The organism is Peribacillus sp. Hz7, from assembly GCF_042136355.1.
GTDB lineage: Bacteria > Bacillota > Bacilli > Bacillales > DSM-1321 > Peribacillus > Peribacillus asahii_A.
Map to the genome: position 1 here is coordinate 44,421 of NZ_JBHHJV010000008.1, position 23,490 is coordinate 67,910.

At 39.1% G+C, this 23,490-nt stretch carries 22 protein-coding genes, 1 tRNA gene and 2 riboswitches; of the genes, 18 read left to right on the forward strand and 5 right to left on the reverse strand.

Annotation, left to right across the window (positions count from 1 at the left end; translation table 11 throughout):
* Positions 1-56: 56 nt before the first annotated feature.
* The 6 genes from ACE199_RS12630 (at position 57) to ACE199_RS12655 (ending at position 7,965) form a co-directional block, all read left to right on the forward strand.
* On the forward strand, positions 57-1,172 hold the full coding sequence (locus tag ACE199_RS12630; protein WP_119116289.1) for an S-(hydroxymethyl)glutathione dehydrogenase/class III alcohol dehydrogenase: 1,116 nt from the start codon (positions 57-59) through the stop codon (positions 1,170-1,172).
* A gap of 4 nt (positions 1,173-1,176) precedes the next feature.
* Positions 1,177-2,010, forward strand: coding sequence for an S-formylglutathione hydrolase (fghA, locus tag ACE199_RS12635; protein WP_375350200.1), 834 nt, complete (start codon positions 1,177-1,179; stop codon positions 2,008-2,010).
* Between the two features lie 156 nt (positions 2,011-2,166).
* Positions 2,167-4,425, forward strand: a complete 2,259-nt coding sequence (gene gshAB / locus ACE199_RS12640; protein ID WP_375350201.1) for a bifunctional glutamate--cysteine ligase GshA/glutathione synthetase GshB — start codon at positions 2,167-2,169, stop codon at positions 4,423-4,425.
* 387 nt (positions 4,426-4,812) lie between these two features.
* Positions 4,813-5,163, forward strand: coding sequence for a DUF6568 family protein (locus ACE199_RS12645; RefSeq protein WP_375350090.1), 351 nt, complete (start codon positions 4,813-4,815; stop codon positions 5,161-5,163).
* 590 nt (positions 5,164-5,753) lie between these two features.
* Entirely contained in the window at positions 5,754-6,386 is a 633-nt protein-coding gene (locus ACE199_RS12650) for a TetR/AcrR family transcriptional regulator (RefSeq protein WP_375350091.1), read from the forward strand.
* Between the two features lie 76 nt (positions 6,387-6,462).
* Complete coding sequence (locus tag ACE199_RS12655) at positions 6,463-7,965, forward strand: 4-hydroxyphenylacetate 3-hydroxylase family protein (protein WP_119116286.1); 1,503 nt, start codon at positions 6,463-6,465, stop codon at positions 7,963-7,965.
* 439 nt (positions 7,966-8,404) lie between these two features.
* Here the strand turns inward: ACE199_RS12655 and ACE199_RS12660 are convergent.
* Positions 8,405-8,478: transfer RNA gene (locus ACE199_RS12660), tRNA-Arg, on the reverse strand.
* A gap of 121 nt (positions 8,479-8,599) precedes the next feature.
* Between ACE199_RS12660 and ACE199_RS12665 the strand changes: the two genes are divergently transcribed.
* The gene (locus ACE199_RS12665; protein ID WP_375350092.1) at positions 8,600-8,785 is read left to right on the forward strand and encodes a hypothetical protein; all 186 of its coding nucleotides are present in this window, start codon (positions 8,600-8,602) and stop codon (positions 8,783-8,785) included.
* A gap of 72 nt (positions 8,786-8,857) precedes the next feature.
* Here ACE199_RS12665 and ACE199_RS12670 read toward each other — a convergent pair whose 3' ends face one another.
* Genes ACE199_RS12670 through ACE199_RS12685 form a run of 4 tightly spaced genes read right to left on the reverse strand, consistent with a single transcriptional unit; the run spans position 8,858 to position 11,513 of the window.
* Positions 8,858-9,688 carry an energy-coupling factor ABC transporter ATP-binding protein gene (locus ACE199_RS12670; protein WP_375350093.1) on the reverse strand — a complete coding sequence of 277 codons (831 nt, stop codon included), beginning with the start codon at positions 9,686-9,688 and terminating at the stop codon, positions 8,858-8,860.
* Positions 9,688-10,476, reverse strand: coding sequence for a cobalt ECF transporter T component CbiQ (cbiQ, locus tag ACE199_RS12675; protein ID WP_375350094.1), 789 nt, complete (start codon positions 10,474-10,476; stop codon positions 9,688-9,690). Before cbiQ ends, ACE199_RS12670 begins: the two co-directional genes overlap by 1 nt.
* Positions 10,460-10,768 (reverse strand): energy-coupling factor ABC transporter substrate-binding protein, encoded by a 309-nt coding sequence (locus tag ACE199_RS12680; protein ID WP_375350095.1) that lies wholly within the window; start codon positions 10,766-10,768, stop codon positions 10,460-10,462. The genes cbiQ and ACE199_RS12680 overlap by 17 nt, the downstream gene beginning before the upstream one ends.
* A 1-nt stretch (position 10,769) precedes the next feature.
* On the reverse strand, positions 10,770-11,513 hold the full coding sequence (locus tag ACE199_RS12685; protein WP_375350096.1) for an energy-coupling factor ABC transporter permease: 744 nt from the start codon (positions 11,511-11,513) through the stop codon (positions 10,770-10,772).
* 257 nt (positions 11,514-11,770) lie between these two features.
* Positions 11,771-11,965, reverse strand: a riboswitch (cobalamin riboswitch).
* Positions 11,966-12,225: 260 nt separating this feature from the next.
* Positions 12,226-12,411, forward strand: a riboswitch (cobalamin riboswitch).
* Positions 12,412-12,555: 144 nt separating this feature from the next.
* Between ACE199_RS12685 and ACE199_RS12690 the strand changes: the two genes are divergently transcribed.
* The 11 genes from ACE199_RS12690 to ACE199_RS12740 all read left to right on the forward strand — a co-directional run bounded on the left by ACE199_RS12690 (position 12,556) and on the right by ACE199_RS12740 (position 23,488).
* Positions 12,556-12,930 (forward strand): (2Fe-2S) ferredoxin domain-containing protein, encoded by a 375-nt coding sequence (locus ACE199_RS12690; RefSeq protein WP_375350097.1) that lies wholly within the window; start codon positions 12,556-12,558, stop codon positions 12,928-12,930.
* Positions 12,931-12,958: 28 nt separating this feature from the next.
* The gene (gene cobJ, locus ACE199_RS12695; RefSeq protein ID WP_375350098.1) at positions 12,959-14,617 is read left to right on the forward strand and encodes a precorrin-3B C(17)-methyltransferase; all 1,659 of its coding nucleotides are present in this window, start codon (positions 12,959-12,961) and stop codon (positions 14,615-14,617) included.
* A gap of 20 nt (positions 14,618-14,637) precedes the next feature.
* Positions 14,638-15,570, forward strand: coding sequence for a sirohydrochlorin chelatase (locus tag ACE199_RS12700; protein ID WP_375350100.1), 933 nt, complete (start codon positions 14,638-14,640; stop codon positions 15,568-15,570).
* On the forward strand, positions 15,567-16,337 hold the full coding sequence (gene cobK / locus ACE199_RS12705; RefSeq protein WP_375350101.1) for a precorrin-6A reductase: 771 nt from the start codon (positions 15,567-15,569) through the stop codon (positions 16,335-16,337). Before ACE199_RS12700 ends, cobK begins: the two co-directional genes overlap by 4 nt.
* A gap of 1 nt (position 16,338) precedes the next feature.
* Positions 16,339-16,989 (forward strand): precorrin-8X methylmutase, encoded by a 651-nt coding sequence (locus tag ACE199_RS12710; RefSeq protein WP_127762271.1) that lies wholly within the window; start codon positions 16,339-16,341, stop codon positions 16,987-16,989.
* Positions 16,990-16,991: 2 nt separating this feature from the next.
* A complete protein-coding gene (locus tag ACE199_RS12715; RefSeq protein ID WP_375350102.1) occupies positions 16,992-18,125 on the forward strand; it encodes a cobalt-precorrin-5B (C(1))-methyltransferase in 1,134 nt (377 codons plus the stop codon).
* Positions 18,088-19,302, forward strand: a complete 1,215-nt coding sequence (cbiE, locus tag ACE199_RS12720) for a precorrin-6y C5,15-methyltransferase (decarboxylating) subunit CbiE (protein ID WP_375350203.1) — start codon at positions 18,088-18,090, stop codon at positions 19,300-19,302. Before ACE199_RS12715 ends, cbiE begins: the two co-directional genes overlap by 38 nt.
* The gene (gene cobI / locus ACE199_RS12725) at positions 19,295-20,002 is read left to right on the forward strand and encodes a precorrin-2 C(20)-methyltransferase (RefSeq protein ID WP_375350103.1); all 708 of its coding nucleotides are present in this window, start codon (positions 19,295-19,297) and stop codon (positions 20,000-20,002) included. Before cbiE ends, cobI begins: the two co-directional genes overlap by 8 nt.
* Positions 20,002-20,781: a precorrin-4 C(11)-methyltransferase gene (cobM, locus tag ACE199_RS12730; RefSeq protein ID WP_127762268.1), complete on the forward strand. Its 780-nt coding sequence runs from the start codon at positions 20,002-20,004 to the stop codon at positions 20,779-20,781. The genes cobI and cobM overlap by 1 nt, the downstream gene beginning before the upstream one ends.
* The gene (locus ACE199_RS12735) at positions 20,778-21,902 is read left to right on the forward strand and encodes a cobalt-precorrin 5A hydrolase (protein WP_375350104.1); all 1,125 of its coding nucleotides are present in this window, start codon (positions 20,778-20,780) and stop codon (positions 21,900-21,902) included. Before cobM ends, ACE199_RS12735 begins: the two co-directional genes overlap by 4 nt.
* 206 nt (positions 21,903-22,108) lie before the next feature.
* Positions 22,109-23,488 carry a cobyrinic acid a,c-diamide synthase CobB gene (locus ACE199_RS12740; protein WP_375350105.1) on the forward strand — a complete coding sequence of 460 codons (1,380 nt, stop codon included), beginning with the start codon at positions 22,109-22,111 and terminating at the stop codon, positions 23,486-23,488.
* Positions 23,489-23,490 lie beyond the last annotated feature (2 nt).

A 23,490-nucleotide genomic window follows, 5' to 3' on the forward strand; every position in this document is an offset into this window, starting at 1 on the left:
TATAGTATGTAATTATGGAAAAGTAAATTAGAAAACAAAAGAAAGAAGGGGTTCATTTGAAAAGTAAAGCTGCTGTTGCATTTAAACCAGGAGAACCACTTAAAATTGTAGAGATAGATGTAGAAGAACCAAAGGCAAAAGAGGTATTAGTAAAAATACTGTATACATCAGTCTGTCATACAGATGCTTTTACATTATCAGGCGATGATCCGGAAGGCGTATTTCCTGCTGTACTAGGTCATGAAGGTGCTGGTGTTGTCGTTGCTGTAGGGGATGAAGTGACTTCAGTAAAACCAGGGGACCATGTTATTCCGCTGTACACGGCTGAATGTGGAGAATGTAAATTCTGTCGTTCTGGTAAAACAAACTTATGTAGTGCCGTACGAGAAACTCAAGGAAAAGGTTTAATGCCTGATGGAACAACTCGCTTCTCTTATAATGGAGAGCCTATTTATCATTACATGGGAACAAGTACATTTAGTGAATATACAGTCGTTCCTGAAATCTCTTTGGCAAAAATTGACCCAGAAGCGCCACTTGATAAAGTTTGTCTATTTGGATGCGGTGTTACTACAGGGATTGGCGCTGTACACAACACAGCAAAAGTGGAAGAAGGGGCTGTAACAGCCGTATTTGGTCTTGGAGCTATTGGATTAGCTGTTATTCAAGGATTGGTCCAAGCAAAAGCAAGCCGAATTATTGCTGTAGATTTAAATGAGGATAAGTTTGAATTAGCTAAAAAAATGGGAGCAACTGATTTTGTAAATCCTTCTAAATTTGATAAACCAATTCAAGAAGTCATCATTGAAATGACGGATGGAGGAGTAGATTATAGCTTCGAGTGTATTGGAAATGTTGAAGTAATGAAGTCTGCTCTTGAATGTTGTCATAAAGGTTGGGGTGAAAGTACTATTATCGGTGTAGCAGGCGCAGGTAAAGAGATTCATACTCGTCCATTCCAATTAGTAACGGGTCGGGTATGGCGTGGATCAGCCTTTGGAGGAGTTAAAGGAAGAACCCAGTTGCCAGGAATGGTTGAAGATTATATGAATGGTGAAATCGATTTAGATTCGTTTATCACACACCACTTAAACTTTAAAGACATCAATGAGGCATTTGATTTGCTTCATAAGGGAGAGTCAATCCGTACGATTTTAACATATGGAGAGTGAAAAAGTGAGTCTTAAACTTATTGAAAAACATCGCTCTTTCGGTGGAGAACAATGTAAGTACAGCCATTATTCAGAAGTCTTACATTGTGATATGACATTTAGTATCTACTTGCCGTCAAATAAAGAAATGAAAAAGATCCCTCTTATTTGGTGGCTATCTGGTTTAACTTGCACAGATGATAATTTTAGTCAAAAAAGCGGATTTCAGAGATTGGCTGAAAAATATCAAGTGGCAGTCATAATTCCAGATACTTCACCACGTGGAGAAAATGTTGCTGATGATGAATCGTGGGATCTTGGACAAGGTGCAGGTTTTTATTTAAATGCCACACAAGATCCATGGGCAAAGCACTATAACATGTACACGTATATAGTAGATGAATTAACAGCCATTGCGTCCACTTTAGTACCTCATTTTTCAGGAGCAGAAAGTATAATGGGTCACTCCATGGGAGGTCATGGTGCTTTAGTGATTGGTATGAAAAATACTGCCAGATTCAAAGCGATTTCTGCCTTTTCTCCTATTTCAAGTCCGAGTCAAGTCCCATGGGGAATAAAAGCTTTCTCAACTTATTTAGGTGAAGATAAAGCTTCTTGGAAAGAATGGGATGCTTCAGAACTGGTCAAAGAAGCATGTCTTCCACCTATTCTCATTACGCAAGGAACTCAAGATGATTTTTATCCAAAACAATTAGATGAAACTTATTTTTTAAAGAATGCTCAGGAAAATAATGGAGTAGTTAACTACAATAAGGTTGAAGGATATGATCACAGCTATTTCTTTATTGCTACTTTCTTAGAGGAACATTTCGCTTTTCATATGGAGTACTTAAGATAATTCTTTTGTACGAAAAATATCCACATTGTAATTGAATGTGGATATTTTTGATAACTGCATGTTGTTGTATTTTAAAGTTTATTATCTAAAAATAAGAAATGGTTTGAAGAAGGGGTGAGCTAATTGGGGGTTATCGTTAAAACGGATTTTAAAAAAATGTTAGTCAATGACCGTGTTAAACGATACTTATTAAAAGCCCGTTATGGGATTGAAAAAGAAAGTAAACGAGTTGACTTATCAGGAAATTTAGCTAAAACAGATCATCCTAAAAGTATTTCGCTGCGAGATGATCATCCGTATATTCAGCGGGATTTTTCAGAATTACAGATGGAAATAATCACACCTGTTACTGAGACATTAGAGGAACTGTTTGATTACTTAGCAGCGATCCATGATGTTGCTTATCGTTCTATGGGTGAGAATGAAATGCTTTGGCCATTAAGCATGCCGCCACAGTTACCAGAAAAAGACGAAGATATTGTGATTGCGAAATTGAAAAATGCTGAAAATGTTCGATATCGTCAATCTTTATCGAATTCTTATGGCCGTCGTAAACAAATGCTTTGTGGTGTTCATTTTAACTTTGAATTTGGCGATGAGTTCATTCAAGCGTTATTTAACACACAATCGGAGATTAAAGATTATCAGCATTTTAAAACAGAGATTTATCTAAAAGCCACAAGAAACTATTTACACTATCGATGGTTCGTCACTTATTTTTATGGAGCTTCTCCTAGTAGTGAAAAGAATTTTTTTGAAGAAGATTCGTTGAATGAGGCAGTAAGAAGCATTAGAAGCAGTAAATATGGTTATACGAATTCGGATGATGTTCAAGTGTCATATAGCAGTATACAGAATTATGTATCAGATCTTTCTTTGATGGTTAAAAGAGGGCTTCTATCAGCAGAAAGAGAATTTTATTCACCTGTCCGTTTAAGAGGCGGACATCATGTTTCAGATCTAGAGGATCACGGTATTAGTTATATTGAATTGCGAAATATAGATTTAAATCCTTTTGAAAATTATGGAATTAGCTATGAACAAGCAGAATTTCTCCATCTTTTCTTACTTTATTTACTATGGAAAGATGAAGGGGAAAATTGTGATGAGTGGGTAAAAATGGGGGACTTTTACAATGATATCGTGGCTCTTGAGCATCCATTAGAGCCTACACAATTTGAAATAGAAGCTAAAAATATGATTGATGAGATGGAACAGTTAGCAGCAATTTTAAATTTGACGATTTCAGATACGTTATTTGTTCATCTGAGAGAAATGCTAATGGACCCAAGCAAGACTTTAGCTGGAAGACTATATAAAGAAAGTGAAAAAAGCAGTCAAGGTCAATTGGCTACGTCGATTGCTAAAGAAAATTATAAAAAATCATGGGATAAGCCATATCAATTAGCAGGATTTACGGACATGGAGTTGTCCACTCAGATTTTAATGTTTGATGCGATTCAACAAGGAATCCAAGTAGAAATCTTGGATCGACAAGATCAATTTTTGAAGCTGAAATTAAAAGATCATGTTGAATATGTGAAAAATGGGAATATGACAAGTAAAGATAATTATGTATCCACTTTAATTATGGAAAATAAAACAGTAACAAAGAAAATTCTTCAGCAACATGGATTCCGTGTGCCAAAAGGTGAGGAATTTCAGACGATTGAACAGGCTTTACGTTCCTATGATCTCTTTTCCACCAAACCTTTTGTTGTGAAGCCGAAAACAACAAACTATGGATTAGGAATATCGATCTTCAAAGAAGGCGCCAATTACGAAGATTATCAAAAAGCCATTACACTAGCATTTAAAGAAGACCCTTCTATATTAGTAGAAGAATTTCTTAATGGAACAGAATATCGATTTTTTGTATTAAATGATCGAGTTTATGCTGTTTTATTAAGAGTTCCTGCGAATGTTAAAGGTGATGGTAAACATACAATCGAAGAGTTAGTCATGCAAAAGAATCGTGACCCGTTAAGAGGAAGAGACCATAGGACACCTTTAGAAAGTATACAATTAGGTGAATTGGAGAATCTTATGCTTAAAGCTCAAGGATATCGAACGGATTCAATTCCAGAGAATGATGAAATCATCTATTTGCGTGAAAACTCTAATATTAGTACAGGTGGAGACTCGATTGATGTGACAGATCAAATTCCTGATGATTATAAAAAAATAGCAGTGGATGCGGTATCCGCACTTGGAGTTAAAATTTGTGGTATCGATTTGATTATTGAAAATACCGAAGTTCCTGCTGCTAATAAAAATGCTTACGGAATTATTGAAGCGAACTTTAATCCATCCATGTATATGCATATCTATCCATATAAAGGAGAGTCTCGACGTTTAACTATGCATATCATACATTATTTATTCCCTGAACTATTGCAAAGTCAGTCAAATTAGGGGTACCACTAGCAAAATGTGGATTTACAACGTTAAGCTGTTGAGTAACAATAAAGTTATTTAATGTTCAAATCTCAAATATGCATAACCCCGTTCTGAGTAAGGTCGGGGTTAAAATAATATTGTTTAAATACTGTGTATCATACTTTCTGACACTTAAAAATATAACAATGAAATCGTTTAAATATATATTACTCCACAATAAGCGATTCTTTTAGAAAGAATTTATATTTTTACGTTTCAGTCTCTTAATATTTTGATTGAGATTAATTTTTGTGTTTTACATCAATTTTTGATAAGGTTCGACATTCAAACATGTAAGCATAATTTATTTGAGCATTTACACATTGTTGTATAATAATGACATTAGAGAAAGGAGATTGAGCGATGATTGCTACTTATGAAGAAAATGTAGCTAGTTTTGATAAAATTGATTCCGAAAAAGCACAGAAATTGGTAAAAGGGGAAGGCGAAGCTGTTATCTATATTGGTAAGGCTGTATGTCCTTATTGTCAAAAATTCATTAAAAAACTAAAAAAAGTTGCTGAAGAAACTGATACTCATATCTATTATGTCAATAGTGTGGAAAAATCTGATATGGAAGGTATTACGGCCTTCCGTAATGAATACGACATTCCAACGGTTCCTGGTTTCATCTTTACTAATGGTGACACAGTAAACGTGAAATGCGATTCATCCATGCCAGAAGAAGAAATCAAAGCTTTTATGAATAAATAATTCAATTGCAAAGCGACAAGTGTCTGGCACTTGTCGCTATCAGCTTAGGAGGCACTGTTGATTTTCAGATTCCGGTATGTAGAAACTGTTTATAAATTCTGTTAAAAGGGTAATTTCGATACTTTAACCGGGTGTTAAGTGTAAAAGTCCCTAATATTTTCCCGTAAAATGCTTTAGACTTCTATATTTTAGTCTTTTCTTTTCTTGTCCCTCTTTTTCTATTTAGTAAAGTAAGGATAATAAAACAACAAATTACGTTATTTTTTATTTGAAAGTATAAATAGCCTGAGGGATTTATGAAGAAGAAAAAATAATTATTAGTAGTATTATCATTTTTTAATAGGCATTGGCTATGCTTTATTTGAAATATCAAATTCACCAATGTTTTAGTCTTTTGGAGGTCTTGTAGGAAAAGTTGAGACTACAGAAAAGTGTTGCATTACCCAAGATAGGATAGTATATTTCATTTAATAATCTAGTTTTTCTGTAAATTTATTGACAAAAAATAGAAAAGGTATATATAATTTAAAAAACTGACTAATCAGTTAGTTTGGCTGAAAGGCTCCAATTCACAGCAAAGAGGGAATAAAATGAGCGAAACACAGACAGAGGAATACATCGTAGCAACTTCAGTAAAAAATCCGAAACGAGTTGAGAAGAGAAGAGCTGAAATTATCGATGCAGCTGTAAAGATTTTTTCAGAAAAAGGCTATCATGCAACAACGACAAAGGAAATAGCAGAAGCAGCAGGAATGAATGTTGGGACGATGTTTCAATATGTAAAAACCAAACAAGATATTTTGTATCTTGTGTGCTGCCATATTCATTCATTGATTGAAAAAGCTTTATATGCTGCTACTTCAGAGAACTCTAATCCGCTAGAAGCGATTAAGAAAGATATGACTGCTCTATTTGAGATTGTCGATCAAGTTTCGGATTATGTTGTCTTAATGTATCAGGAAACAGCATCTTTAGATAAAGAGGCAAGAAGGTCGTTCCTTCAAAGGGAGCAAAGGCTGCGCAATCATCTTGAGAAACAAATTCAAAGGGGAATCGATTCAGGCGTTTTTAAGGTTTCACAGGAATCAGTATTTCTAATAGCAGATGATATTCTTGTTCAATCACAAATGTGGGCATTCAGAAGATGGTCATTAACAAACAAGTTCACCATAGAAAAATATATAGCGACCAGAAGTGAACTATTAGAAACTCTTTTAACATAAAGAGTTCTTTTACACACAAAAAACGACCAACTAGTCAGTTTTATTTTTAATAAAATCGAGAGGGGAATTTTAAATTATGAAACTAATGAATGGAATGGAGTATGTTGAGAGTTTAAGAGAGTATAATCCTGATATACAGGTGAAGGGGAAAAAGGTGACAAGTGTAGCGGATGAGCCATTATTTAAACCAGGAATTAACGCAGTAGCCGTAACATATGAACTAGCTCATATAGATAAACACAAAGATATCATGCTTGCAACGTTACCAGATGGTACGAAGATTAACCGTATGAATGCACTCGATTTCAGTACAGACGATTTATTAAAAAAGCTTGAAGCGACACGATTAATCTGTAAATGGACAGGGTGTGGGCAGCGTTATCTTATGCATGACGCCCTAGGTGCTTTAGCTGAAATTACAGCGATGATGGATGCTGAAAAGAAAACAGATTATTTTTCTGTATTAAAAGGTTATCTCCACCATGTTCAAAAATATGATTTAACCTGTGGAACGGCTGTTACAGATCCAAAAGGAGACCGTAGCAAACGACCTCACGAACAAGAGAATCCGGATTTATATGTACGTGTTGTTGAAAAAAATCATAAAGGTATTGTGGTGCGCGGGGCAAAAGCGAACATCACAGGAGCACCGTATATGCATGAATTTATCGTGCTTCCAACCCGTGCTATGAAAAAAGAAGATGTAGATTATGCCGTATCTTTTGCTGTACCTGTTGATGCGCCAGGTCTTCGAATGATTGCTAAACCAGCAGGAAGACCGGATGACGCAGAAGCGCCTTTTAGCTCAAATTACGGTCAATCAACCGCACTTATTATATTTAATGATGTATTCATTCCATGGGATAAAGTTTTCTTATGTGGTGAATGGGAATACACAGGTAAATTAGCGGAAGCCTTTGCAAATCACCATCGTCAATCCTGTATTGGAGCTCGCGCCGGGCTTGGAGATATGATTATTGGTGCCTCTGCCTTAATGTCAGAGTATAACGGTGCTCCTCATAATGAAGTCAGTCACATTCGTAGAAGCATGGGAGAACTCATTCGCATTACAGAAGGATTTTATGCAACAGGGGTAGCCGCAGCTGTTTATGGTCATAAAACGATGGCGGGAAATTATGTACCTGACTCAGTTCAATCCAATATCGGTAAATGGATGCTAGCTGAGCAAGTTTATGATATTTTCAGAATCGCACATGAGATTAGTGGTGGAATCGTAGTAACAGCACCAACAGCAGAGGATATGGCGTTACCAGAGTCGGGAGATTTAATTAACCGTTACTTAGGCGGTAAGCACGGTGTTACAGGAAATGAACGTATCCAAATGGCACGCTTTATTGAGGATTTAACGGCGTCTAAAGAAGGTGGCTTCTATTCTGTCATAAGTCTTCATGGCGGTGGTTCACCAGAGGCTATGCGTATGTCAACCGTTCGTAATTATGATTTTGAAAGTCAAAAAGAGCATATCCTTCATAAGCTGAAGTGTTTTGCGAAATTAGAAGGAACGTGTAAGGATTGTGTAACATGTGTCAATGACGAGCTCTGTGAACAGGAATGTTAGTCAGAAATCGTAATTGAGAGGCATTGACATACAAAGGGGAAAAACAGACGGTATTGTGCGGGTTGATGTGCAGGGGAAACTGGTGTATGTAAATAATGGTTAACTTACGCTTGTTTAATACTTATTTTAGGTAACTAAACTAATAAGGATGGTTCATCCTCAACTAATGGGGCTTAAGTTAAACAATAAATGATAGAGAATGTCGTAAATTTCCAGTTCTTTATTTAGTTTCAATTAGAATACTATTTCTTGCGTGAATTGACCTAATATTTACGATTTTTTTGCACATCAAAACGTACTCCCTTTTTAGTTGAAGCATCCCTTTTTATATTTTCAGCAAGTTCTCGGCAATATGCCTGTTATCCATTTATCATGATTTTTATATACAACAGAAACCCCTTAATTAATTAAATTAATTAAGGGGTTTCTGTTGTATGAGCGTCCCAGATAGGAATTGAACCTACGACCTACAGCTTAGGAGGCTGTCGCTCTATCCTGCTGAGCTACTGGGACATATAAAAGAGTCAATGTATTCATTATATTCCTAAGGTGAAAAATTATCAATTGAACGACTGCTCCAATTGTAAAGATAGATTATAATAATAGAAATTAAATATTGAATAGGATGGTTGAAATGACATTTCGAGAGCGAAAGGGGAAGCATAAGCATAAGCAGAAGCGAGCTGCTAAAAAGAAATCGAGTGAAGGCTCTTGGTGGGATATTGTAGTTGAAGTGTTGTTCTATGTACCAGAATTATTGTTAGTACCTTTTCGATTAGTGTGGTGGGGAATCCGAGGCTTGATTAGATGGATTTGGTAGATAGGTAAGGTTTCTTCTCTATGTAAGAATATTCTTCATTCCAAAGAAAAAGAGACTGTTAAAACAGCCCCTTCATTTCAGTAACTGGAACAATTCTTCTTTGCTGCGGGGCATCGGTCCTTCATCCCGAAGCAGCTGTTTTGTCAGCAATTGTTGTGCCGTTTCAAATACCCACGGTTTTTCTAAATGAGCTTGATTCAGTAATGCTTCGTTATGAAAAACGGTTACAGGGTCGCCGTGATACAAAATTTCACCATCGCTCATGACAATGATTTCATCTGCCCATTCATAAGCAAAGTGAACATCATGAGTGGAAAGAATAATCGTTTTGTCTCCTTGATGAATATCGCGGAGAATGTGCATGATTTGCTTTGAATAATAGGCATCTAAGCCTGCGGAAGGTTCGTCTAAAATGAAAACTTCCGGATTCATCGCTAATACCCCGGCAATAGCGACACGTTTTTTTTGTCCTAAGCTTAAAAAATGAATGGGGCGATCTTGCAGAGCGGTCACCTCTGTTTGCTCCATTGCCCATTCTACTTGCTTGTGTACTTTTTCCTGTGACCAGCCTAAATTCATTGGTCCAAAGGAAATATCTTGTCGTACATTGCCGGAAAACAGCTGTGAATCAGGGTCCTGGAACACAATACCTACTTGCTTTCTTAATGTCATCAAGAACTTTCGATTATACCGCACCTGTTCTCCCTTAAATAAAATAGAACCTGTTGTGGGCTGTAAGATTCCGTTTAAATGCTGAAATAAGGTGGATTTACCGGCTCCGTTGTTCCCTAATAGAGCAATTTTCTTCCCTTTTTTAATGGTGAGAGAAAGATTTTTTAACGCTGTTGTGCCATCGACATAGCGATGGGTGAGCTGGTCGATTTTGAAAAAAAGCTCGTCCATTATAAAGTCCCTCCAAATAATAGATAGACCGCCACGATACTAGCGATAAGGGTCGTAATAATTAGCCAATTTACAGCTGAGTACTGATAGTTGTCGTCTATATACATAATGTCCTCTGTGTATCCACGTGAATCCATTGCGATTGTCAGCTCTTTCGCTCGTTTAAAGACGTGAATAAACAAAGAAGAAATTAACAACCCAATCGAATGCAGCCATTTTTTCGTTGTCATATAGCCAAGTCTAGAATTTTGGGCTTGATAAATATGTATGGCCGTTTCTAAAAACACGAAAATAAAGCGATACGTAATTTCTATTATTTCAATGAGTAATTGCGGTATCTTCAGTTTACGCAGCACTTGAAGAATCGCATTAACGGGTGTTGTTAGCGTCAAAAAGTATAAACAGCTTATACTGCTCAATACAACAAGAATGAGCTTTGTTGCTATTTTAATATTATTTTCCGTTATGAATAATTTCCAGTAGCCAAATTCTACAGACCATAGTACATGAGGCGTTGTAGTTTCGATACTAGCAAAGGAAATGACAATTGTTAATATTCCTGATAAAAGGAAGAACCCTGGAAGAAGCAGCAATTTAATATAATAACGAAGCGGGATTTTTGCCCCAAAAATGATAAAAGCACTCATCACAGTGAAGGTGATGAGTGAAACAATCGTGTCTTTTACAGTTAAAGCAAACAGGAGAAGGAATAGCGCGAATGTCATCTTCTCTACTGGGTGAATATGCTTTAGACGATTGAAATAGGCATATTTATCGATTAACAACATGTTTAGATGGACTTTCTTCTTTTTTTGATTTATGTTTTCCTCTTGCATACCCTATAAAGTAGCCGATGAATCCAGCTCCAATTGCTGCTTGAAGAACGAATAATAAGCTTTCAATTTCCCCGCTTGGCGGCTCCCAGATGTTAGAGAACCAAGGTTCATAGCTTGAATTGATTTCGCCAATGGCTTCTTCTGCTTCGCCATCAGCTCCGCCAAACTCAGCTCCTTTTTGAATAAACAGAGGGAAAATCGCTAGGATGACTACTAATCCGAGCAGTAATAGATTTTTTTTCATCTTAACGGGCCTCCTTCGTTAGAACGCGCAGTGCTTTCAATTCGCTTACATTATATTTTTTTAAGAAGTTCATAACAATAACAGTTAATAGACCTTCACTGATTGCTAATGGAATTTGTGTTAACGCAAAGATTCCAGCGAATTTAGTGAAAGAAGCCATGAAACCGCCAACTTCAGAAGGGAATGCTAAAGCAAGTTGAACAGACGTCATGACGTATGTTCCTAAATCGCCAAGTGCTGCTGCTAAGAAAACAGCCACGGAAAAAGACCAGCCAGCTTTTGTTGCGCCTTTATATACAAGATAGGCGATAATCGGTCCAACAACGGCCATGGAAAAAGCGTTCGCTCCAAGCGTTGTTAATCCTCCATGAGCAAGTAATAAAGCTTGAAATAATAAGACGATTGATCCGACGATACTCATTGCAAATGGTCCAAACAGCACCGTACCTAAGCCAACTCCAGTAGGGTGAGAACAGCTTCCGGTAACGGATGGAATTTTCAGTGCGGATAGAACAAAGGCAAAAGCCCCTGACAAACCAAGCATCATTTTTGTTTCAGGGTTTTCTTTGATGCTTTTACGAATAGAACGGAAACCAAGAATTAAAAATGGGAGGGTAACCGCCCACCAGAAGATCGCCCATTCAATAGGGAGGAATCCCTCCATAATATGCATAGCGGAGGCTTTATTAGGAACGAAAAGCAATAATGCGATAAAATAAAGAACTTTCCAATTCAATGTTTTCATACATGTCTCCTTTTTAATCTTTGTTATTTTAGAAAAACAATCGGCAGCGTTTTACGTACTTTTTTGCCGCTGCCATCACCTCCTCATTTGTTATCCGCGAAGAACGTGAGAGTGTGTCTGAGCTTTGTAAAATTATGTACAAAACAAAAAAGCACTTCTTTCATCCTTGAAAGAAGTGCATAACTGAATAGTAGCAGGACTGTGAGTAAAAAACACTCACTAGCTATATATCCGTATCCCCATCCTCGTAGGTTGAAACAGTTTTCCCCTTTATGGCAGGTCTCCTGGCTCTGGATCATGACATCATTACAACCTTCCCATCTTAGAGTAGACAGTGGTTCTTACGTGAGTAATGATGCTCCCCATTACAGTGGCGGGACCGCGCCGGACTTACACCGACTTCCCTTTTAAGCCAAATATCAAAATTTAGCACCGTAAAGTTTATAAAATTTTAAGATTTCTAGCATAGTGTACCATGAGAAAATCGCTTCTTCTAGAAAAAAATTTTTTATGATTGTATTTCATAAGTAAAATATAGAAAAATATTGATTTTTTTAGAAAAAATGGAACAATAAGCGGAAAATCCTTGCTGGATTATTTCCCCTATACAGGTTAGATTTATACGTAAGTTGTAATTATCTATTTAAAATTTTAAAAAGATGGTATATGATAGGTACAGTTTTACGAATTGAGAGAATATTGTTATTAAACAATTGAATATAAATTTAAAAGTGCCCAAAGTGTCATGCTAGGGATAATAGGGAAATCGGTGAGAATCCGATGCAGCCCCCGCTACTGTAACGCTGATGAAATTGTCAACACCACTGGTGCAAACTGGGAAGGGACAAGAGTAAAGAGAAGCGTAAGCCAGGAAACCTGCTTTTAAGTGAAAAAGTAATACTTTTCGGAGGGAAGGGTAGAGGCTGTTGAATATAGAGCGGCATGTTTATGCTAGTTCATTTTATTTTTTAGCTTTTTAAAAAACCTTAACTCAAGAGAGTTAAGGTTTTTTTATTCTCTTCTGCCTAATAGGAGGAACTATATGACAACTTGGAATTTGAAAGGTACAAAGTCTCATCTGCTGATCTGTAATGGAAGTAGTTGTATGAGAAAGGGCGGCGAAGAAGTGACACAAGCCGTTCGTGACGAAATTAGTTTACTAGGATTGGATGAAGAGATTCATACGACAAGAACTCGTTGCAATGGACGATGCAAAGATGCTTGTATCGTCATTGCCTATCCAGAGGGTAATTGGTATCGAGTTGATTCCCCTGAAATTGGCCGCCAAATTGTTCGGGATATGCATGAACCAAGCCTTGAAACGCACAAAGTATATCAATTTGTGAACGGAGAAATGTCACCTAATCCAGCATCTGCTGCTATCGTAGGAGTTTCAAAGAAAAAAGTAGAATCCTAGATTACGGATTACGAAGGGGGATATTTGTATGGAGCAAAAAGGGAAATTATTTGTTGTTGGATTTGGTCCAGGGGATTTTAAACATATTACAACACGAGCTGTGGAAGCACTTCAAGAAAGTGATTTTATCATCGGTTACAAAACATATGTGGAATTGATTCAAGATTTATTAACCGATCAAGCGATTATTAGTACCGGAATGACAGAAGAAGTATCGCGTGCACAAGAAGCGGTAAAACAAGCGGAAAACGGCAAGAAAGTAGCCGTTATTTCAAGCGGTGATGCAGGGGTTTATGGAATGGCAGGCCTTGTTTATGAGGTCTTGATTGAAAAGGGATGGAAAGAAGCAACAGGTGTTGAAATTGAAATTATTCCTGGGATTTCAGCGATTAATTCCTGTGCATCATTACTTGGGGCACCTGTTATGCATGACTCTTGTACGATTAGTTTGAGTGACCACTTAACACCGTGGGAGCTGATTGCGAAACGAGTTGAAGCAGCGGCACAGGCGGATTTTGTTATTGCGCTTTATAATCCGCGCAGTGGTCGTCGAACAAGACAAATTGTTGAAACACAGCGGATTTTACTGAAATATCGTTCGCCAGATACACCAGTAGGGCTAGTGAAAAGCGCGTATCGCGAGCGTCAGGAGATTACCATTACGAATTTAGCAGAAATGTTGAATCATGATATTGGAATGCTGACAACCGTTGTAATCGGGAATTCATCGACATTCTTATATGACAATAAAATCATTACGCCTCGCGGCTATCAAAGAAAGTATACATTGGGTTCAGAAAAGCAGCCGTTAAAACCGCATCAACGCTTGAAAAAAGAAGCAGAGCCATGGGCGATGGATCAAGAAACAGGACTTACGCAAGGCTCTTATGGAGAAGCCGCTGTTGGGTTGCTGACGAAAGCGCCTGAGAAGAAGAGTACGAGCACTTCTTACGAGGTAGCGTTGGAAGCTTTATCGAGAGTATCTGATCAAAGTGTGGCTAAGCCAAGAACTTCATCGTTCGTTCAACAAAACATAGAATCCATATTTGAACTAGCGGTTAGCCCGGGTGTTGCGAATAAGCAATTTACACCGCAGCAAATGATGACACTAGCACAAGTTGTTGGTGAAAAAGGAACGATGGAATATACGCCGAATCATAAAATCGTATTAAAAATCCCGACGACTGAACCAGATTTAATTACAGAGAAACTGCAATCCGTTGGCTTTTTACTGTCTCCAATTGGCGATGTTGTGACGTTAAAAGCGTGTGATTTCTGTGATGGAGAAAAAGAAGAACCAATTCCTTATGCGGATGAATTGCAGCGTGTACTTGGTGGAATGGAGATGCCGAAAGAATTAAACATCGGGTTTAATGGATGCGGGATGGCTTGTTATAGTGCGGTCATGGATGATATCGGAATCGTCTTCCGCAGAGGGAAATTTGACTTATTTGTAGGCGCCAAACCAGTTGGACGAACAGCTCATCCAGGTCAACCCGTTGCGGAGGGAATTGAGCCAGATCGCCTTGTTGAATTAATTACGAATATTGTGGAAGAGTACAAGCAGAACGCACATCCTAATGAACGATTATTTAAATACTTCAAGCGTGCGAAAAAGATTCAAGGTTTTCAATATCAAGACATTGCACCAAAGATTCACATAGAGCCAGCACCATGTGAGGATTAATGAATAGGGGGAAATAGTGAATGAAAGCAGTATTGTTTGTTGGACATGGAAGCCGATTAGAGGCTGGAAATGAAGAGGTTCGTATTTTTGTAGACAAGATGATTCCAACAATGGATGAAGGCTTAATCATTGAAACATGTTTCCTGGAATTCGCATCACCTAATATTTCACAAGGGATCGACAATTGTGTGAAAAGAGGAGCGACAGAAGTTGCTGTTATTCCAATTATTTTGCTGCATGCGGGTCACTCGAAGCTGCATATCCCTGCGGAAATTGAGGATGGAAAGACTAAGTATCCAGAAGTGAAATTTACATATGGACAAACGATTGATGTTCATCCAGCAGCATTAGAGATCTTAACCGATCGTTTGGAAGGCATCGGCTTTGATACAAATGCGGAACATCATGACACAGCTGTTTTATTAATTGGCCGCGGTGGCAGTGATGCCGATGCGAATAGTGATTTTTATAAAATTACTCGTTTGCTTTGGGAGAAATTGAATGTGAAATGGGTGGAAAGTGCTTTCATGGGTGTTACGACACCACTTGTCGATGAAGGGATTGAACGCTGTATCAAGCTTGGTGCCAAAAAAGTGGTTATGCTGCCATACTTCTTGTTTACAGGTATCTTAATGGAGCGAATGGCTAAGATGCTAGAAGGCTACCAGGAGCAGTATCCAAATCATGAGTTTGTGTTAGCGGATTACTTTGGTTATCATCCGAAGCTTCAAACGATTTTAAAAGAGCGTGTAGCAGAAGCATTGGAAGGAACATCAAGAGGAACTCAAGATTTAGAAAACTATCGTTTGTATGTGGAGGAGCATGGTGACGCGCATCATCACCACCACCATCATGACCATGATCATCATCATCATCATGACCACGATCACGATCACGACCATGACCACGACCACGACCATGATCATGCACACGAGGTGGAGGCATCAAAATGATTTTGTTCTTGGCGGGCACAAGTGATGCAAGAGAATTAGCTATTGAGATACAGAAAGCTGGTTTTCCGGTTCTAGCAACAGTCGTGACAGAATCAGCAGCGAAAAGTTTGCAAGATGCAGGGATTGATACTCAAATTGGACGATTAACAGGCGCGGATATGGCGGCGTTAATTACAGAAAAAGGATTTCAAGCGGTCGTCGATGCGAGTCATCCATTTGCAGAAGAGGCTTCAAAAAATGCGCTTCAAGCAGCAAAAGAGGCAAACGTTCCTTACATTCGCTATGAACGAGAAAGCCAACGATTCCATGATGACCAATTAACGGTTGTTAGTGATTATGCGGAGGCGGCTAAGCTTGCTGCAGAGAAGCGAGGCGTGATTATGCTAACGACAGGTAGTAAAACATTAGAGATTTTTGCAAAAGAATTAATAGGTTTAGAGAATACTAGATTAATTGCAAGAATGCTGCCGCGTATCGACAATATGGAAAAATGCGCAGAGTTAGGTGTCGAGCAAAAAAATATTGTTGCGATACAAGGGCCGTTTTCAAAGGAGTTAAATAAAGCACTATATGATCAATACGGTGTCACGTTAATGATTACGAAAGAAAGCGGAAAAGTTGGCTCGGTCGATGAGAAGCTGGAGGCCGCTTTGGAGTGTGGCATTGAAACGATTATGATTGCTCGTCCAAATGTGAATTATCAAAATGTGTATTCGAACTTTGAAGATGTGATTAACAATTTGAATAAACAATTAGGGGGAAAATAAAATGGACTTTAAAACAGATTTCAAACCGTTAACAGTTGATCCTGACAAAATTTATGATTATAGCTTTGCCATGATTGCAGAAGAAATGGGACCACATAATTTCTCAGAAGACGAGTGGAAAATTGTTCGACGTATTATTCATGCATCAGCAGACTTCGAATTAGGAAGAAGCGTTATTATTCATCCTGATGCGATCCGTGCAGGAATCGAAGCGATTCGCAAAGGACGTCATGTTATTGCGGACGTACAAATGATTGAAAGTGGTACAGGGAAAAAACGTTTTCAAAAATATGGCGGAGACCTGCATTGCTATATTGCAGACGAAGATGTCACAATTGAAGCCAAAAAACAAAATACAACACGCGCGATTATTTCGACGCAAAAAGCAGTACGTGAAAATGAAGGCGGCATTTATGCAATCGGAAATGCGCCAACTGCTTTATTAGAACTAATTCGTTTAATTAAAGAAGGAATCGCAAAGCCAGATTTAATTATTGGAATGCCTGTAGGTTTCGTTTCCGCTGCAGAATCAAAAGAGGAGTTAGCTAAAATTACTGAAGTTCCTTTTATTACGAACGTTGGTCGGAAAGGCGGAAGTACGGTTACGGTTGCGGCATTGAATGCGATTTCTCTTTTAGCTGATCAGGTATAATCATGCAAAAGAAGGCGAAAAAAGATCCATCGGAAATGAGACATGGCTATACGACAGGAGCTTGCTCAACAGCAGTAACGAAGGCGGCATTAACCGCTTTAATTACTGGTGAGGCGCAGGAAACTGCAACGATTCATTTACCGATTGGACGGAATGCGACTTTCACGATAGAAAAATGTGAAATGGGCAAAGACTCCGTGAGCTGTGAAACGATTAAAGATGCAGGCGATGACCCAGATGCGACTCATCAAGCACTGATTGTTTCAACCGTGAGCTGGACGGATACACCGGGCATCATTTTGGACGGAGGAGTCGGGGTTGGTCGGGTGACGAAGCCTGGTCTTCCTGTTCCAGTCGGTGAAGCGGCGATTAATCCAGTGCCGCGCAAAATGATTTTAACGACTGTAGAGCAGACGTTAGACGAATTTCAGATTAATAGAGGTGTGAAAGTTGTGATTTCTGTTCCGGCCGGTGAAGAAATTGCGAAGAAAACATTAAACGGCCGACTAGGAATTATCGGTGGCATCTCGATTTTAGGGACAAGAGGCACCGTAGTTCCTTTTTCTAGTTCTGCCTATATGGCGAGTATTGTGCAAGCTATTAGTGTGGCCAAAATGGCAGGCTGTGAGCATCTCGTTTTAACGACAGGCGGACGCAGTGAGAAATATGCAATGGGACTGCTATCTGAGTTACCAGAGGAAGCTTTCATTGAAATGGGTGACTTTGTCGGCTTCTCTCTAAAGCAATGTAAAAAACAAGGAATTAAGAAGGTCACGCTCGTTGGGATGATGGGAAAATTCTCAAAAGTGGCGCAAGGTGTGATGATGGTTCACTCAAAAAGTGCACCGATTAATTTTGAATTCCTTTCGAAGCTGGCACGTGATGTTGGGGCTAGTGAAGAGCTTGTGGCAGAAGTAGCAAGCGCGAATACTGCTTCTCAAGTCGGTGAGCTAATGGCTGAGACAGGCCATGATGCCTTTTTTGATCATCTTTGTGAAGCGTGCTGTTACTCGTCATTACACCATATTAAAGGTGGAATAGAACTGGGAACAGCGATTTATTCGATGAAAGGACAATTACTAGGAAGGGCTGTTGGCATTGACTCAATCGATGAAATTAATTGGAATCGGGGATAACGGACAAGAAAGCTTACTGCCGCAATATGCACAATGGATTGAAGAAAGCGAAGTGCTTGTTGGCGGTGAGAGAGTACTATCTTTCTTCCCGAATTATCAAGGAGAGAAAGTTGTCGTTAAAGGCGGTTTGAAAGCGCTTGTAGAGAGATTACAAGAAGAAACGCGTCCAACGGTTGTGCTAGCTTCAGGTGATCCGCTTTATTACGGAATTGGCGGTTATCTTTCTAGCAAAATAAATATAGAAGTATATCCATATGTAAGCTCTGTGCAACTTGCTTTTTCAAAAATGGGTGAAAGTTGGCAAGATGCTTATGTAACAAGTGTTCATGGTCGGAGTATGAAAGGACTGGCACAGCGAATCGATGGCAAGGCAAAGGTAGCGTTGCTGACAGATGCTGAGAATAGTCCGAATCGTCTTGCCGAATATCTCCTCTCGTTCGGGATGACCGAGTATCGTGCATTTGTTGCCGAAAACCTGCAAGGGGAAAATGAAAAAGTAGGCTGGTATGAACTCCAAGACATGGTGAATCACGAGTTTTCGCCATTAAATGTTGTGATTTTGAAAAAAGTGGCGGATGGTCCAAGCTGGTCGCTAGGTATTGACGATGAAGAGTTTTCACAACGGAAGCCAGATAAAGGGCTGATTACAAAAAAGGAAATTCGCGTATTAAGTTTATATGCGTTAAACCTCAAGAAAGATAGCATTGTTTGGGATGTTGGAACATGTACTGGTTCAATGGCGATTGAAGCAGCAAGACTAGCTCCAGAAGGGCAAGTATTTGCTGTTGAAAAAAATGAACCGGATTTAGAAAATTGTTTGCAAAATCAACGCAAGTTTCGTACCGATTTAACAGCCATTCATGGAAAAGCACCGCAAGGGCTTGAAACTTTTCCGGATCCGGATGCGATTTTTATTGGGGGAACGGGCGGCGAAATGGTTGATTTAATCCAAACATGTTGTCAGCGCTTGAAAGAAGGCGGAAGGATTGTTCTCAATGCCGCGACCATTGAGAATTTATACCGAGCGAATGAAGCTTTCGTACAATCGGGCTTTCAAACATCCATTATGCATGCACAAATTTCCCGGAGCAAGCCAATCCTAGGCATGAATCGTTTTGTTCCGCTGAATCCAATTTATATTATTACGGCACAAAGAAAGGAAGAAACGAATGAATAATCTCGGCACATTATATGGTCTTGGCGTTGGTCCAGGAGATCCAGAATTAATTACAGTTAAAGCGTTTCGTGTAATTCAAGAGTCACCGGTTATCGCTTATCCACGGAAACGTAAAGGCAGCAAAAGCTATGCACATCGAATTGTTGAAGTATATATTCGCCCTGAAGAAAAAGAAATGCTTGGCCTTGTTTTCCCAATGACAAAAGACCAAACGATCTTAGATCGTGAATGGAATGCAACGGTTGAGAAGGTTTGGGAGAAGCTGCAGGAAGGGAAAGATGTGGCTTTTGTAACGGAAGGCGATCCACTTTTATATAGTACGTTTATTCATATGATGAAATTGATGCAGGAATTGCACCCTGAAGTAGACATTAAAACCGTGCCAGGCATTTCATCCTTTAACGGTTCTGCTTCAAGATTAGGGATTGCTTTAGCTGACGGCGATGATCATGTGGCAATTGTTCCTGCTCGTGATGATTATGAAGCGATGAAAAAAGCGCTTGAAGATCATGACGCGGTTGTATTTATTAAAGTGGCGAAAGTAATAGATTTAATGATTACGGTTTTAAAAGATTTAGACCTTTTAGAGAAAGCCTCTGTTGTAACAAAGGTAACATCTGATGAAGAAGTGATTTGGAAGGTTAGTGAGCTAGAAGGCGTTGAGCTTGAATACTTAACATTAATGGTGGTGAGAAAATAATGAAGAAGATTTATATTGTAGGAGCAGGCCCGGGAGATCCAGATTTAATTACAGTAAAAGGCTTAAACATTCTTCAAACAGCAGATGTTGTTTTATATACGGATTCGTTAGTCAATGACGAATTAATTGCCAAGGCAAAGCCAGAAGCAGAAGTATTAAAAACAGCTGGCATGCACTTAGAAGAAATCGTTGATGTAATGGTAGACCGTGTGAATGCAGGTAAAATGGTTGCTCGTATTCATACAGGAGATCCAGCTATGTATGGAGCGATTATGGAACAAATTGCGCTTTTGAAGAAAGAAGAAATCGGATATGAAGTGATTCCAGGTGTGAGTTCGGTATTTGCTTCTGCTGCGGCAATCGGTGCGGAGTTGACGATTCCCGATTTAACACAGACGCTTATTTTAACAAGAGCGGAAGGACGTACGCCGGTTCCTGAGTTTGAGAAGCTAAAAGATTTAGCAAGTCACCATTGTACAATTGCGCTTTTCTTAAGTGCCACGTTAACAAAGAAAATTGTCAAAGAACTGCAATCGGCTGGTTGGAAAGATGAAACACCAGTTGCTGTGATTCAGCGTGCCTCATGGCCAGACCAAAAAATTGTTCGTACGACATTAGTGAATCTAGATGAAGATATGCGCAAAAACGGAATTCGTAAACATGCGATGATCCTAGCGGGATGGGCATTGGATCCACATATTCACGAGAAAGATGAATATCGTTCAAAACTATACGATGCGAGCTTTACACATGGATTCCGTAAAGGAATTAAATCATGATTATCGAATTGCAAGAAGGAATTCAGCCTGTTGTTGTCCAAAAGAATTCTTATGCGATTGTAGCGATTACGAAGCACGGTGTTGAAATATCTCGACGTTTACATACGATGTTTGCTAATTCAGATTTGTACTATATGAGCAAATTCGAAAAAGGGGATGAGGAGCAGAGGCATATCCAACTGTTTTCAGGCAGTGTGCGGATGCTGCTCCCTACGCTTTTCAAACAATATAAAGGCATTATTATGATTATTTCCCTCGGTGCCGTTGTCAGAATGATTGCACCGATTTTACAAGATAAAAAAACAGATCCAGCTGTTGTGGTCATTGATGATCGAGGAGAAAATGTTATTAGTGTTTTATCCGGTCATCTTGGCGGCGCTAATGAACTAACGCGAGAAGTGGCTGCTGCTTTAGATGCAAGAGCAATTATTACGACTGCTTCTGATGTGCAAAAAACGATTCCTGTTGATTTATTCGGCTCCCGATTTGGTTGGGTATGGGATTCGGCCGAAAAACTAACGCCTGTAAGCGCATCTGTTGTAAATGAAGAGCATGTTGCGATTGTCCAAGAATCAGGTGAGCGTAATTGGTGGATGCACGATACCCCTATTCCAGAATCTATTATTAGCTATCCTTCTATTGCTGAGGCAATCGAAGCGAAACCGAAAGCTGCGTTAATCGTGACTCATCGTTTGTTAACGAAAGAAGAGGAAGTCATTTTAGAAAACGGGATTGTCTTTCGACCAAAAACAGTTGTAATTGGTATGGGGTGCAATCGCGGAACGTCAGCAGAAGAAATTGAGCAAGTGATTGTGGATACGCTAGTAGAACTTCATATTTCTATTAAAAGCGTGAAGGCGCTTTGTACCATTGATTTGAAAAAAGATGAAGCGGGCTTACTGGAAGTTGTAGAGAAATATGGCTGGGAGTTTGTGTATTATCCACCAGTTGAATTAAATACAGTGACGATTGAAGCACCGTCTGATACTGTATTTAAATATACAGGTGCTTATGGAGTGAGTGAACCAGCCGTTCGCTTATATTCAGGAGCAGAGCAATTAGAGCTTGTAAAGAAAAAGTCAGGCAATGTCACGATTTCTGTCGGAGTTATTTCTTTTTAAAAAAAGCTATGTTAATGAATATTGTTGATAAAGCGATTTTTGACTTATTTCGTGTGAGACCTTGGTCTCACACGTCTTTCAGCTACAACAGGGTTATGTAATAAAGTCTTAAAATAAGAAATGATAAACTTTCAAGGCGTTTTGTGTCTTATACTTGTTGCTGATTATGGGCACCTTGCGCTTTTCTTAAATGGAGGGACCTTTGTATGAGTACAAGAAGATTAGTCATTGCTGGGACTGGCAGTGGAGTTGGTAAAACGACATGTACAATCGGCATCATGGCTGCTTTGCAACAAAAAGGCTATACTGTGCAAGGGTTTAAATGCGGACCGGATTATATTGATCCTTCTTATCATACTGCGGTTACAGGCAGAATCTCACGAAATTTGGATAGTTGGATGTTTGAACATGATACGGTACGTGAAATGGTAGCACGAGCAAGCAAAGGAGCCGATATTTCTATTATTGAAGGAGTCATGGGCTTCTATGATGGGAAAAGCCCGTTAGAGAATACAGGCTCAACGGCTGAGATTAGCATGATTACAGAAAGCCCAGTCCTGCTTATTGTAAACTGTGCTAGTATGGCGCGTAGTGCAGCGGCGATTGTAAAAGGTTTTCAAACGTTAGCGACTGGCCCGAATATTGTCGGTGTGATTGCCAATCAAGTTGGCAGCGTTGGACATTACAATATTGTAAAAGCTGCCATCGAGCAAGAGTGCAATGTCCCTGTACTTGGCTACATGAAGAGGGAGCAGGATATCGATATTCCTAGTCGTCATTTAGGGTTAATTCCAGCCATTGAACGAGGCGAGTTAAACCCGTTTTTTGAAAAGCTGGCAAACCTTATTTCGGAAACAATTGATGTGGATCGTCTATATGAATTAGCGGAAACGACGGAAATTGTAGAAGAGCCAACAGGTTTATTTGAGCAGCGTGAAGATCAAGGGGTTTGTATTGCAGTTGCTAAAGATGCAGCATTCAATTTCTATTATCAAGAAAACCTTGAATTATTAGAAGCTCATGGAGCAAAATTGACGTATTTCTCTCCATTAAAGAATGAGGAAGTTCCTGCTGAAGCGGATGGTTTGTATCTTGGGGGAGGTTTCCCGGAAGAGTTTGCAGCTGAGTTAGCTCATCATGAACGTGCAAAAGCATCGATTCAAGAAGCTGTTACGAGCGGTATCCCAACGCTCGCTGAATGTGGCGGCTTTATGTATTTAACAGAATCGATTGCGAGTACTGAAGGTATGGAGTATCCAATGGTTGGACTTATTCCAGGGAAAATTACGATGCAGAAGAAGCTAGCGGCGTTAGGCTATCGGGAAATATTCGGAACAGAAGGGAATTTCTTAATTGACCCGAATCAACAAGCAAAAGGTCATGAATTTCATTACTCTACGTATGAACGAACGGAAGGTTTGCCATATGCGTATGAAACAAAGGGTCGTTTTGGCAAGAAACAAGAAGGCTATTTAAAAGAAAACCTTGTCGCGGGCTATACACACTTCCACTTTGCTTCCAATCCAGAAATTGTTGAGCGTTGGATTCAGGCGTGTGTCCATCATAAGCGTAAGGTAGTGAAGTAGAA